Here is a 12,942-nt window from a genome sequence, read left to right as displayed (position 1 = left end):
GGCGCCGGGCGGCGGGTTCGTCGCCGCGGCGACGGCGGGGCGCAGGGCTCAGCGCGACGGCGTGCGTCTGTGCAGGACGGCGCTGGCGACGCGCACGGCGAAGAGCAGCGCGAGCAGCGCCGCGTAGATCATCGGCTCCGTCGCGTCCTTCTTCACGCGGAGGAAGAAGTGAACGACCCCGAGGACGGCGGCGACGTACGCGAGGCGGTGCAGGCGCTTCCAGCGCGCGGCGCCGAGGCGCTTCAGCATGCGCGCGGTCGACGTCGCCGCGAGCGGGACCAGCAGGAGGAGCGCGACGAAGCCGGCGAGGATGAAGGGCCGCTCCGTGATGTCCTCGACGATCGCGGGGACGTCGAGCCCCTGGTCGAGGACCGCGTACGTGAGGAAGTGGGCGCACGCGTAGAAGAAGGCGAGCAGCCCGAGCGCCTTGCGGATGCGGAGCGGGAACGTCCATCCCGAGACGAGCTTGAGCGGCGTCGCCGCCAGCGAGGCGACGAGCAGCACGAGCGCGAGGAGGCCGAGCTGGTTCAGCGCCTCGGCGATCGCGTTGGGGCCGAGCGCGCCCGTGGCGGCGCGCAGGACGAGCACGGCGAGCGGGATCAGCCCGCCCGTGACGATCGCGGGCGGGAGCCACGCTTGCTTCCGGACCACCGGCGCGCCGGCGCGCGGCGGCGACGGCACCCGCGTCGCCCCCGCCGCCGCTGGATGTTCCGGCCCTCCGGACGGCTTCGTCGGACTCGCCTCGTTCATCGGGCTCACCGGGCTCACGGGGTCTCCGGCCGCTCTGGCGAGCTCATCTTCAGAAGTTCTCCCGCAGGTCCATGCCGCTGTAAAGGCCGGCGACCTCCTCCGCATAGCCGTTGAACGGCAGCGTGGGGCGGCGCCTCAGCTCACCGATCCTCCGCTCGGTCGCCTGGCTCCAGCGCGGGTGAGCCACCGCGGGGTTCACGTTCGCATAGAACCCGTACTCGTCCGGCGCGGCCTGGCTCCAGGCCGTCTTCGGCTGCCGCTCGGTGAGCTTGATGCTCACGATCGATTTGCACCCCTTGAAGCCGTATTTCCAGGGCACCACCAGGCGAATGGGCGCGCCGTTCTGTCCGAGCAGCGGCTTGCCGTAGATCCCGACGGCCAGCATCGTGAGCGGGTGCATCGCCTCGTCGATCCGCAGCCCCTCGACATAGGGCCAGTCGAGGACGTCGCGGCGCTGGCCGGGGAGCTGCGCCGGGTCGTGGAGCGTGGTGAACTGGACGTACCGCGCGCGGGAGGTCGGCTCGAGGCGCCTGAGCAGCGCGGCGAGCGGGAACCCGAGCCACGGGATCACCATCGACCACGCCTCGACGCAGCGCATGCGATAGACGCGCTCCTCCAGGGAAAACCACCGGAGGAGGGTGTCGAGATCGATGACCTCGGGCTTCTTGATCTCCCCCTCGCACGCGACGGCCCACGGGCGGAGCCTGAGCCGGTCGGCGTTCTCGGCCGGCTCGGACTTGCTGAGGCCGAGCTCGTAGAAATTGTTGTACGACACGATGTCCTCGTAAGCGGTGCGCGCTTCGTCGGTGACGAACGGGTCCCTGCCGTTCGTCGCCGAGGGCGCCGGCGGCGGCGCGGCCTCCGGCAGCGGGGGCGCGCCGGCGGGCGGCGCGGCGGCCCCGCCGGGCGCGCGGGCTGCGCGACCGGCGGTGTCGGCCACGCCCGCCGCGCCGCCCGTGAGCCAGACGAGCCCGCCGCCCACGGCCGACGCGGTGCCGGCGAAGAGCGCCGCGCTCTTCAGCAGCTCGCGCCGGCGCAGGGTGTAGAGCGCTGGAGGGGTGATCTCGGAGGAGGGCGGCTCCTTGGGCAGCTTGCTCATGCCCCCATTCTACGATCGGGGCGGTCTCCGGCCGCCTCCGGCGTCACACGGCCGTCGACAGGAGGCGCAGGGCCGTGCCGGGCGTGTGGTGGAGCACCGCGGGCAGCGCGAGCATCTGCGCGATGCGCGCCGAGCGCTGCTCGACGCCGCGGGCGATCGCCGCCCGCTCGGCCGCGCTGCGCGCGGCGAGCAGGGACAGGACGTCGGCCCAGACGCGCTCGCGCCAGCGCGAGAGCATCTCCATGGCCACCCAGGCCGCGAGGTCCGGGGCGGTGTCACGGAAGAACGCGCTGAGGACGCAGCCGTGCCGGGCGGCGAGGCGCGCGAGCGCCTCGGCCACCGAGCTGCGGAGCAGCGTATTCACCTCGTCGTGATCGTGCTTGAGCCGCGCAAGCATCCTCGGATTGTGCGCATGCCCGAACTCGACGATCGTCGCGTGGATCCCGAAGACGAGATCGTAGTTGATGTGGGCGCTGAAGCCGAGCAGCGCGCTCTGCACCGGCGGCGCGAGCCGGGATGACGTGCTCGCGTACGCGATGTGCCACGCCCCGCAGTCCTGCGCCGCGCCCCGCTCGTTCCAGCGGAGCGTCTCGAGGTACCGCTCGCAGAAGCGGCCCGCGAGGCGCGAGATCCACGCCGGCTCGAGGAACATGCCGTCGCGCCGCTCGACCTGCGCCGCGACAGCGCGCGTGACGATCCCGTATACGTCCGTGAACGCGGCGCGCCGGTCGCCTGCGGCGATGAGCCGGTCCGTCACGGTGTCGAGCACAACGGCGGCATCGTGGACGCTCTTCGGAGACAGGTTAAGGCCGTCGATGCTGCTGCTCATGAAGTCCCCCCTCCTACGTCTTCGCTCGTCGAATAAACCTGATCTGTTGTTCGAACTCCCGCATCCAACCGCCTCGTCGCGCCGGCGCGGCGCTCGGACCGCCGCGCGCGCGGCGCGCGCTGTACAGCGGGGGCGCCGTCCGGCGGCTTGACCGGCCCGGCCTGGTCCGCGGTCCCGGTGTGCGTCGTCGCCATGTCGAAGCGGATCTGCCGACCCGCCGAGAGAAAGATCGCCGCGTGTGGTGCCTGTGCTTCTCCTACTGCCGGCCCCCTCTTGATCCGGCTCCGCGCAGAAGAGCGATGATCCGATGCGATCCAGGCGCGCTCGCGGCGGGAGCCCCCCCTCGCCGCGGCGCTCTGAGCTGTATCTACTCTACGACATGGTGTGGGGTGACCACAATTGTCTTATGACGCATGTTCCCGTTCGGGACAGCTTCCGAGGCTATTCGAACTAGCGAGCTCGAACAAGCTGCTGTTGACCCTGACACGTTTCTTTGTCGCGCGGGAGAGCCCCACGTCATCTTCCGGGTTGCGCTGCTACTGGAGCGTCGAGGGTTCGTCACATCTCGAGAGGCGACACCCTGTGAGCTCGAATCGCGGCGAGATGTTCTTGAAACATGCCGAGTGATTATCCGATGTTGGCTGTACGGTCCGGTCGACACGCGCGACACGCGTTTGGGAAGTCCCTGAGGCGCTGCTCAGGAAACACCCGATCTGTTTTCCACAGGACACCTCGAAACTCCCGTGCGAGTGTAAAATTCGTGGGGTGCTGGCGGATGAGGTCGGCGTTGCTGCGACCGTCGTGGTCGGCCGTGTTGGCCGCCGATGCGGCGGCGGCGCCGGGGTTCGCCTGTCATGGCGCGGCGCCACCTCGAGGGCGCCCCGCCGCCTAGGCGGCGCATCCTCGGCCTTCGGCAGGGGAGGGCCCGCCTGACGCCGGAAGCAGCACCGACGGGCTCGCCTGGGTAGGGGAGAGCAAGAGCTCGTCCATCGCCAGCGGGCTCGGCGGCGCGGCCCGGGCGTGGGGCGCCGGCGTAACGGGCCGCCCGCGACGGCGCGGCGCCGTTCGCGACGTGCGCGGACGGGCCGACGTGTGGGGGAAGAACTGGTCGAGGGGAGGGATTGACGAGGGGGAGGGGGAGAGCGCGCGCTGCGCCGGCCCCGGGGGGAGGCCAGCGGCGCGGCGCCGCGGGCGTCAGCCGGTGCCGCCCTTGGCCTGCACCTCGCGGTGGCGCAGCGTCGCGCGCAGGTAGTCGCGGTTCATCTGCGCGATCACGTCGAGCGGGATCTCCTTCGGGCAGACCGCCTCGCACTCGCCGATGTTCGTGCAGTGGCCGAAGCTCTCGACGCGCATCTGCCCCACCATGTTGAGGCTCCGCTGATCGCGCTCGGGCTGCCCCTGCGGCAGGAGGTTGAGGTGCGTGAGCTTCGCCGCGGTGAAGAGCGACGCCGACGCGTTGGGACAGGAGGCGACGCAGGCGCCGCACCCGATGCACGCCGCCGCGTCCATGGAGCGCTCGGCGACCGGCTTCGGCACCGGGACCGCGTTGGCGTCCGGCGCGCTGCCCGTCGGCACCGAGATGTAGCCGCCCGCCGCCACGATCCGATCGAACGCGCTGCGGTCGACGGCGAGGTCGCTCACGATGGGAAAGGCCTGGGCCCGCCACGGCTCGAGCCACAGCACATCGCCGTCCTTGTAGTGACGCATGTGCAGTTGACACACGGTCGTCCCGCGTAGGGGGCCGTGCGCCTGGCCGTTGATCATGAAGCCGCACATGCCGCAGATGCCCTCGCGGCAGTCGTGATCGAACGCGATCGGCTCCTCGCCCTTGAGGATGAGCCGCTGATTGAGCACATCGAGCATCTCGAGGAAGGACATGTGCTCGCTGACGTCGGGCACCTCGTACGTGACGAACCGGCCCGCTTCGTACTTGCCCTTCTGCCGCCAGACATGGAGGGTGAGGCGCATTATTTGTAACTCCGCTGCGTGGGGTGAACCTCGTTGAACTGGAGCGGCTCCTTGAAGAGCTCCTGGGCCTGGCCTTCGCCCCGCCACCCCCAGGCGGCGACATAGGTGAAGCTCTGGTCGTCGCGCTTCGCCTCGCCCTCGGGCGTCTGGTGCTCCTCGCGGAAGTGGCCGCCGCACGACTCCTCGCGGTGGAGCGCGTCGCGGCACATGAGCTCCGCCAGCTCGAAGAAGTCGGCGACGCGCGCGGCCTTCTCGAGCTCCTGGTTCAGGCCGGTGCCCGTGCCCGAGACGCGCACGTCGCGGTGGAACTGCTCCCGCAGCTCCGGGATCCGCGCGAGCGCGCCCTTCAGCCCGGTCGCGTTGCGCGCCATCCCGCACTCTTCCCACATGATCTTGCCGAGCTCGCGGTGGAACGAGTCGACCGTGCGCGAGCCGCTGGTGGCGAGCAGCTTGTTCAGCCGCGCGCCGGCGTCGCGCTCGGCGTCGCGCACCGCCGGGTGGAGGTCGTCGACCCGCTCGAGCTTCGTCGACGCGAGGTAGTCGCCGATCGTGTACGGGATGATGAAGTAGCCGTCGGCCAGGCCCTGCATCAGCGCGCTCGCGCCGAGGCGGTTCGCGCCGTGATCGGAGAAGTTCGCCTCGCCGAGCACGAACATGCCGGGGATCGTGCTCATCAGGTTGTAGTCGACCCAGAGCCCGCCCATCGTGTAGTGGATGGCCGGGTAGATGCGCATCGGGACGCTGTACGGGTCGTCGCCGGTGATGCGCTCGTACATGTCGAAGAGGTTGCCGTAGCGCTCGGCGATGGCCGGCTTGCCGAGGCGCCGGATGGCGTCCGAGAAGTCGAGGTACACGCCGAGCCGCGTCGGCCCGACGCCGCGGCCCTCGTCGCACACCGCCTTCGCCGCGCGCGACGCGACGTCGCGCGGCACGAGGTTGCCGAAGCTCGGGTAGCGGCGCTCGAGGTAATAGTCCCGCTCGCCCTCGGGGATGTTCTCCGGCGCGCGGGCGTCGCCGGCGTTGACGGGCACCCAGATGCGGCCGTCGTTCCGGAGCGACTCGCTCATGAGCGTCAGCTTCGACTGGTAGTCGCCCGAGACCGGGATGCACGTCGGGTGGATCTGCGTGAAGCAGGGGTTGCCGAAGAGCGCGCCCCGCTTGTGCGCCCGCCAGATGGCCGTGGCGTTCGACCCCTTCGCGTTCGTCGAGAGGAAGAAGACGTTGCCGTAGCCGCCGGAGGCGAGGACGACCGCGTCGCCGAGGTGCGTCTCGAGCGCCCCCGTGATCAGGTTGCGGGTGATGAGGCCGCGCGCCTTGCCGTCGACGACGATGAGGTCGAGCATCTCGGTGCGCGGGTACATCTTCACCTTGCCGAGGCCGATCTGCCGCTCGAGCGCCTGGTAGGCGCCGAGGAGGAGCTGCTGCCCCGTCTGCCCGCGCGCGTAGAAGGTCCGCGACACCTGCGCTCCGCCGAAGGAGCGGTTCGCGAGCACGCCGCCGTACTCGCGCGCGAACGGCACGCCCTGCGCGGCGCACTGGTCGATGATGTTCACGCTGATCTGCGCGAGCCGGTACACGTTGGCCTCGCGCGCGCGGTAGTCGCCGCCCTTCACCGTGTCGTAGAAGAGGCGGTAGATGCTGTCGCCGTCGTTCTGGTAGTTCTTCGCGGCGTTGATGCCGCCCTGCGCGGCGATGCTGTGGGCGCGGCGCGGAGAGTCCTGGAAGCAGAAGCTCTTCACGTTGTAGCCGAGCTCGGCCAGGGTCGCGCTCGCCGCGCCCCCGGCGAGGCCGGTGCCGACGACGAGGATCGTGTACTTCCGCTTGTTCGCCGGGTTGACGAGCTTCAGGTTGAAGCGGTGCTGGTCCCACTTCTTCTCGATGGGACCTTCGGGGATCTTCGCGTTGAGCTGCATGGTGGGGGACGCTCCGGGCTCAGCGGACCAGGCCGAACAGGACGGCCAGCGGGATGGACGAGAAGCCGACGACGAGCAGGATCGACGACGCGGCCGCGAACTTCCGGAGCGCCGGCGTGTAGCGCGGGTGGGTGAGGCCCATCGACTGGAACATGCTCCACGCGCCGTGGTAGAGGTGCAGCCCGAGCAGGCCCATCGCCACGACGTAGGCAATCGCCACCGGCGCGGAGCTGAAGCCCTTCACGACGTTGTCGTAGGCGTCGAGCGGCACGAAGTCGGGGTGGACGGTGCCCGTCGTCAGGTGGAGCAGGTGATAGAGGATGAAGGCGGCGAGGACGCCGCCGCTCAGCAGCATCGTGCGCGCGGCGAGGTTCGGGTGCCGCTGCCCCTTCACCTGGTAGCGCACCGGCCTCGCCGCGCGGCTGTGCAGCGCGAGCGATACGCCGGTGTACACGTGGACGATGAGAGAGGCGAGGAGGACGATCCGCGTCCCCCACAGAAGCGAGGGCGTCCCGTGGAGGAAGGCGGCATAGTCATTGAACTTTTCCCGGCCCAGGTACACCTGGAGGTTGCCGGCCATGTGGCCGATCACGAAGCCGAAGAAGACGACGCCGCTCAGCGCCATCGCGAACTTCTTGCCGACGAGATCCCGGTAGAAGAGCGCGACGCGCTGGGCCCTGGAGGGGAGAGTCGATGGGGCAGCAGTGGGGCTCATCGCTCCCCTCCTTTAGTGGGGTGCGAACGCGTTCGCCAGAGGGAATCTCGCGCTCGATCACCGAAGATTTTGCGGGCGTCGGCCGCTGATCTCGGCCCGCGCGCCGCCGGGGGAGCGCGCCGCCCGGGGGCCCCGGCGACGGGGGCGCGTCAGGCGGCGCGCTCGCCGCGCGCGCGCCGTACCTTGTGACCGTAAAACGCGAGCGCGAGCTCGATCGCGAAGATGCCGATGGCCTGCTCTTCCTGGCTGGTGAACGCCGGCAGGCGCTCGTCGCGGAGCACAACGAGGCCGCCAAACGAGCGCTCGCCCAGCCGGAGCGGCGCCACGATGGCGGCGCCGAACCGATCGCCCTCCGCGGTGCAGAGCAGCTCGGGGGTGTCGTCCGCGGACAGGCGGACGGGGGCGAGCGCGCCCTCGAGCTGGCCGGCGAGCCGCGCGATGAACGCCGCCGGCACCTCCGGCCCGGAGGCCGCCTGGTAGAGCGCGGCCCCCTGGTCGAGCGCGAGCGAGAGCGCCGCACCCGTCGTGTAGACCACCTTGGCCGCGAGGTCCACGGCGCGCTCCGGGAAATCGTCGCGCGCGATGGACGCGGCGAGGGCGGCGCTCGCCTGGTGGACGGCGGCCACCGCGTCGAGGTGGGTGCGCAGCATCGCCGCCCCGAGCAGCTTCTTCATGATCTCGATGTCGTATGGCTTCTCGAGGATGTCGTAGGCGCCGCGCTCGATGCACTCGACGGCGGCCTGCGCGCTGGTGCGCGGGGCGCCGACGATGATCTCGAGGTCCGGGCTGATCGCCTTGAGCGCGGCGATCGTCTCGGCGCCCTCCATGCCGGGCGCCCTCACGTCGGCGACCGCGAGGTCGAACCGGCGCGCCTTGACGAGCTCGATCGCGGCGAGACCGCTCGCCGCGCAGGTGACGTCGAAGCCGCCCTCGCGGAGCTCGACCGCGATGCGGTCGAGGACCCTCTCCTCGGCGTCTACCACGAGCACATGGGGTCGGGCCTGGCTCACTGATGCCTCCTCCTCTGGTGTCCACAAGGGGTGGCCGCGCCGCCTCGCCGTCCGGCGCCGCCGAGATCGCTCGATGGCCACGCCTCGGCGTGGCCGCTGCCGCTCTCCATCCGGCGGGGGTCTCTCCGTTCTCTACCGGCCGTCGAGAGTCCGCCTACGGTCCAATAGAGCCGGTATTCCAGCGAAACGGAAGCCGAAGCGGCGTCGCCGGCGCCCTCCTCGACAGGGCGCGGCGTCGCGCGCTCGGCGCGAATGTGCTCCCGTGTACCGATGCTGGCGGGCCGCGAGCGGACCGTGCGCGCGCCTCGCAGGCGAGGCGCACAGCGGGGGTGCGCGCGTGGGCGCCGATCTCGGCCGCGGGCGCTGCGCGTCTCGCCACGGGCGCTGCGCGCGTCTCGCCGCGGGCGCCGCGCGCGTCTCGCCGCGGGCGCCGCGCGCGTCTCGCCGCGGGCGCCGCGCGCGTCTCGCCGCGGGCGCCGCGCGCGTCTCGCCGCGCTCGTCCCGGCGCGGACAGGCGATGGAGACGGGAGGCAGACAGGAAGGAGGAAACAAACTCGAATGACTTTCCCGACTTCCCTCCTCCGGACTCCCCACCTCGTCTGGAACATGAAACCTCGCTGACACGAAAGCGTTATCGGGACTCTCCCGAAGTTGCCTTGAAAACTCAGGATCTTCCCGAAGGTGCCTCGGAGGCGGGCAGCGAATCGTCGATTACGTTCATCCTGTCATGGACGACACGGTTTGCGCTGGTGGTTCGCCGGCCGTTGTGGGCGTTTCAAGGATCGGTGTCGCGACGTTGAATGGCTGACATGTGGCTTGACGGGAAAGCGCAGCTCGGTTCAGCTCGTCGGGCGACCGGGGGGTCGCGGAGGGGGTCCGATGTTCATCGTCAGAAGGGGCGAGATTCCGCTGTTCTCCGGTCGTTTCAAGGAAGCGGCTTCGCGCCTGCTCGATCGCCATGAGGGGACTCCGCTCGAGCTGCGCCTGTGGGGCGGCGAGCGCCTGCGCTTCGGCGCGGGCACGCCCGCGCTCTCCGTGACGTTCAGGACGCGGCGGGCGCTCTGCGAGACGCTGCTCCGGGGCACGCTGGGCCTCGGCGAGGCGTACATCCGCCGCGAGGTGACGATCGAGGGAGATCTCGAGGACGCGCTCGCCGCCCTGTTCGATCTCGCGCGGTCGGCCGGGCCCGTGCGGACGGCGCGCGCTGTCGGGGCGCTGCTGCCGCGCCTCGCGCCGTCGGCGTCCCTCGAGCGCGGCGCGGCGGGCCTGCTCGACGCGCTCGGGCTCGGGCGGCTCTCCGGCGCGGCGCGGCGCGAGCAGCGCGCGGTCGAGCGCCATTACGGGCTCGGCAACGACTTCTACGCGCTCTACCTCGACCGACGGCTCCAGACGTCGTGCGGCTACTTCCGGTCGCCGGGCGAGGCGCTCGACGACGCGCAGGCCCACAAGATCGCCCTCGTCGCGCGGAAGCTCGCGCTGCGGCGCGGGCAGCGGCTGCTCGACCTCGGGTGCGGGTGGGGGCACTTCATGTTCCACGCCGCCGAGGTGTACGGCGTGCAGTGCCTCGGCATCACCCTCTGCGAGAACCAGGCGAGGTACATCCGCGAGCAGGCGGCCGCGCGGCGGCTCCCGGTCGAGGTCCGCGTCATGAGCCACGAGGAACTCGAGGCCGAGCCCCGGTGGGACCGGCTCGTCTCCCTCGGCGCGATGTGCCACGCCGGCGAGCGCCGGATCGAGGTGTTCTACGACCGCGTGAAGGCGCTGCTCGCCGAGGGGGGCGTCTGCCTCCTCGAGAGCGTCATCCGCGAGCAGGAGTCGGCGTGGGCCGACCCGTTCCTGCAAAAGCACATCTTCCCCGGCTACTGGCCGCCGTCGCTCCGGGGGATGGCGGCGCGCGCCGCGGCGCGCGACCTCGACGTGCTCGACGCGGAGAACCTGCGGCGCCACTCCGCGCTCACGGCGCGCTGCTGGCGCAAGAACTTCCTGGAGAACCGCGACAAGATCGCGCGCGTCACGGGCTTCGACCGCGCGTTCATGAGGAAGTGGGAGTTCTACCTCGCCTGCGCCGCCGCGGCGTTCCGCACGGGGCACCTGAGCTTCATCCAGATGGTGCTGTCGAACGGCGCGCCGCGCGACTACCCGCTCGCGCGCGAGGCCCTGCACGCCGCGGACGAGGCCTCTCCGCGGGAGCGCGCGCCGATCGTCCCCGCCGCGCAGTTCAGCCTGTGGGGGGCGGCCGCGCCGTCCTGATCGGCCGGGCGCCGTCCCGCGCGCCGTCGGGCGCGGCAGATGGGGAAAACGCGCGCCGTTCGCGCGGAAGATCGCGGGGAGCGGGGAGCCCGCGCCGCTCGCGCGCGGAAGATCTTGTGAAGCCCGCGCCGCCAGCTATCAGCTAGATCATGAGCGAAAGGCTACCGGCCACCGCGCGCCGCGCCGCGGCGCGCTCGTGGTCCGCGCCGCGCCGGCGCCTCCGGGCGCGCGCGGGCGGGGCCGCCTCCGTCCTCCTCGCGCTGAGCGCCCTGCTCTCCGGGTGCACCGAGGTGCGCTACGTCGCGCAGGCGAGCCTCGGGCAGGTCTCGATGGCGTGGCGGACCGAATCGCTGAAGGAGGCCTCCCTCGACGCCCGCCGGTCGTGGCGGACGCGCGCGCTGCTGCGCGAGGTCCCGCACATCAAGCGCTTCGGGGAGCGCCACGGGCTCACCCCGACCGGCAACTACACGACGTACGTCGAGCTCGATCGCCCGGCGGCCGTCTGGGTGGTGAGCGCGTGCGAGCCGCTCCAGTTCCGCTCGAAGACGTGGACATTCCCCATCGTCGGGACGGTGCCGTACCTGGGGTGGTTCGATCTCGAGGACGCCCGGGAGTTCGCGGCGCCGCTCAAGGCGGCAGGCTGGGACGTCGACGTGCGCCCGGCGGGCGCCTACTCGACGCTCGGCTGGCTGGAGGATCCGGTCCTGTCCACGATGATCTCGGACGGGGACGAGGCGCTCGGCGAGCTCGCCAACGTGGTGCTTCACGAGTCGCTGCACGCGACGCTGTACGTGAAGGGCCAGACGCGGCTGAACGAGAGCCTCGCGAGCTTCGTCGGGGACGAGCTCGCCAAGCTGTACCTGGACGAGCGCGTGGGCCCCTTCTCCGCGGAGAAGACGGCGTACATGCGGGGGCAGGAGCGGAGCGAGGCGCGGGCGCGCGCGCTTCACGACGCCTACCTCCACCTGAGCCGGCTGTACGCGTCGCCGGCGTCGGACGCCGAGAAGCGGGCGGAGAAGGAGGCGGTGCTCGCCCGGCTCGCGGCCGACATCGGGACGCGCCGCCGGCTGAACAACGCCTCGCTCGTCCAGTTCCGCGTCTACAACTCGGGCACCCCGGAGCTCGGTGCGCTGCTCGCGGCGTGCGGCGGGAGCTGGCCGCGGTTCCTCGGCGCGCTGAGGAAGCTCGAGGGCCAGCGGTTCTCCGCACCCCAGGAGAACATCGGCCAGGTGGTCGAGCCGCTGATCAAGGCCGGCTGCCGGTAGCGCGGCGCGCCGCGCACACACGCGCCGCGCTGCGCCGCGCGCGGCACGTCGAGCGCCGCGCGCCTACCTGCCGCCGCGCGCCCTGCTGCGATCCGCGCTGCGCGCCGCGTGCCGTGCTGCGCGCCGCGCTGCGTGCCGCGCTGCGCGCCGCGCGTCAAATGCCGCGCGCTGCGCCTCCGCTCGCCGCGCTGCGCCGAGCCGGACCGTGCCGCCTCTTCGCAATCCTTCACGCTCACTGCGCGACAACGGGCGTCCGGACCCGCGGAAGGTGGACTCATTCATGTCCAGGTGAGGTTTGCGTTCTGGATCTGCACCCATCCCTGGATCGAAGCAGTCCCTGCGGAAATGTCTTACGGGCTGCGTACTTCGAGCGTACGTGGACCGGACGCTGACGGCCAAATTCGCCGCATTTCCGGCTGCCGGGGCCCAGCTCCGCGGCGCATTGCCGGTTGGCCCGCCGGTTGCTCAATGTATCCACCAGATGTCGCTCCCGCTCGCCGTTCTGTTTCAAGGGGACCCGACGGGAGTGGCCCCCCTGGCACATGGTTCGCAATGCAGGGCCCCGTTCCTGGGGGGCGTCGAGCGAGGTGATCGACGGCAGCGACTGTCGGGCGATCGTTACCCCGCCGCCACCCGGATGCCACGGGGCCTGCTATCGGGCTCCTCGATTGACTTGTCGCCGAGCACCGGCGAGGACTTCGGTTCACCTGATGACAGCCGCCTTGGGGCGATGAAGGAGGATGGTTGAGGCGCGATGCGCGCCGAGCGAGTTGGCTTATCGTGATCAGCTTGTCGATCTTGATTCAAGCTTCTCTTGACGCTTCTTCGGCTCTCGAACTCGACTCTGATTCTGCTTCTGATTTTGCGCTTCGCTTCCGCTTGACCCTGGCTTCTGCTTGAGCTTGTTCCTGCGACTCCGGTCTGCGCTTCAAGCTTCGCTTCTGCTTGCTCTTTCGCTTTGACTGGCTTCTTGGATTGCCTTAGTCTTCCGCTTCGTCTTCGCTTCCGCTTCGTTCCTGTTCTTCGCTCGCTTCGTCGTTCTTTTCTTCGTTCTTCTCCTGGTCCCTGGTTCCCCTCTCTTCGTTCTTGATTCTTCTCTCTTCGTTCTTCTCTCTTTGCTTGATTCCCGACGCTTTCTTCCTT

Annotated in this window: 9 protein-coding genes; 2 read left to right on the top strand and 7 right to left on the bottom strand. The window is 70.7% G+C overall.

Translation table 11 applies throughout. From position 1 onward, the window contains the following. Nucleotides 1-48: 48 nt before the first annotated feature. The 7 genes from WMF24_RS34295 to WMF24_RS34265 form a co-directional block, all read right to left on the bottom strand. Nucleotides 49-750 carry a protein-methionine-sulfoxide reductase heme-binding subunit MsrQ gene (locus WMF24_RS34295; protein ID WP_437731658.1) on the bottom strand — a complete coding sequence of 234 codons (702 nt, stop codon included), beginning with the start codon at nt 748-750 and terminating at the stop codon, nt 49-51. 49 nt (nt 751-799) lie between these two features. Further along, a complete protein-coding gene (gene msrP / locus WMF24_RS34290; RefSeq protein ID WP_437731657.1) occupies nt 800-1,849 on the bottom strand; it encodes a protein-methionine-sulfoxide reductase catalytic subunit MsrP in 1,050 nt (349 codons plus the stop codon). 43 nt (nt 1,850-1,892) lie between these two features. After that, complete coding sequence (locus WMF24_RS34285; RefSeq protein WP_437731656.1) at nt 1,893-2,678, bottom strand: DUF5995 family protein; 786 nt, start codon at nt 2,676-2,678, stop codon at nt 1,893-1,895. Nucleotides 2,679-3,872: 1,194 nt separating this feature from the next. Continuing rightward, nucleotides 3,873-4,646 carry a succinate dehydrogenase/fumarate reductase iron-sulfur subunit gene (locus WMF24_RS34280; protein ID WP_437731655.1) on the bottom strand — a complete coding sequence of 258 codons (774 nt, stop codon included), beginning with the start codon at nt 4,644-4,646 and terminating at the stop codon, nt 3,873-3,875. After that, complete coding sequence (locus WMF24_RS34275) at nt 4,646-6,559, bottom strand: fumarate reductase/succinate dehydrogenase flavoprotein subunit (RefSeq protein WP_437731654.1); 1,914 nt, start codon at nt 6,557-6,559, stop codon at nt 4,646-4,648. The genes WMF24_RS34280 and WMF24_RS34275 overlap by 1 nt, the downstream gene beginning before the upstream one ends. Before the next feature lie 19 nt (nt 6,560-6,578). Then, entirely contained in the window at nt 6,579-7,274 is a 696-nt protein-coding gene (locus tag WMF24_RS34270) for a succinate dehydrogenase cytochrome b subunit (RefSeq protein ID WP_437731653.1), read from the bottom strand. Nucleotides 7,275-7,423: 149 nt separating this feature from the next. Continuing rightward, nucleotides 7,424-8,284, bottom strand: a complete 861-nt coding sequence (locus WMF24_RS34265; RefSeq protein WP_437731652.1) for a response regulator — start codon at nt 8,282-8,284, stop codon at nt 7,424-7,426. A gap of 879 nt (nt 8,285-9,163) precedes the next feature. Between WMF24_RS34265 and WMF24_RS34260 the strand changes: the two genes are divergently transcribed. Continuing rightward, entirely contained in the window at nt 9,164-10,534 is a 1,371-nt protein-coding gene (locus tag WMF24_RS34260; RefSeq protein WP_437731651.1) for a class I SAM-dependent methyltransferase, read from the top strand. Nucleotides 10,535-10,683: 149 nt separating this feature from the next. Continuing rightward, nucleotides 10,684-11,799, top strand: coding sequence for an aminopeptidase (locus WMF24_RS34255; RefSeq protein WP_437731650.1), 1,116 nt, complete (start codon nt 10,684-10,686; stop codon nt 11,797-11,799). Nucleotides 11,800-12,942: the final 1,143 nt, after the last annotated feature.

The sequence above is a fragment of the Sorangium sp. So ce1335 genome (assembly GCF_051521615.1).
Taxonomy (GTDB): Bacteria; Myxococcota_A; Polyangia; order Polyangiales; family Polyangiaceae; genus Sorangium.
Note: the sequence above shows the minus strand (reverse complement) of the source record. Positions and strands in the feature narration are given on the sequence as shown.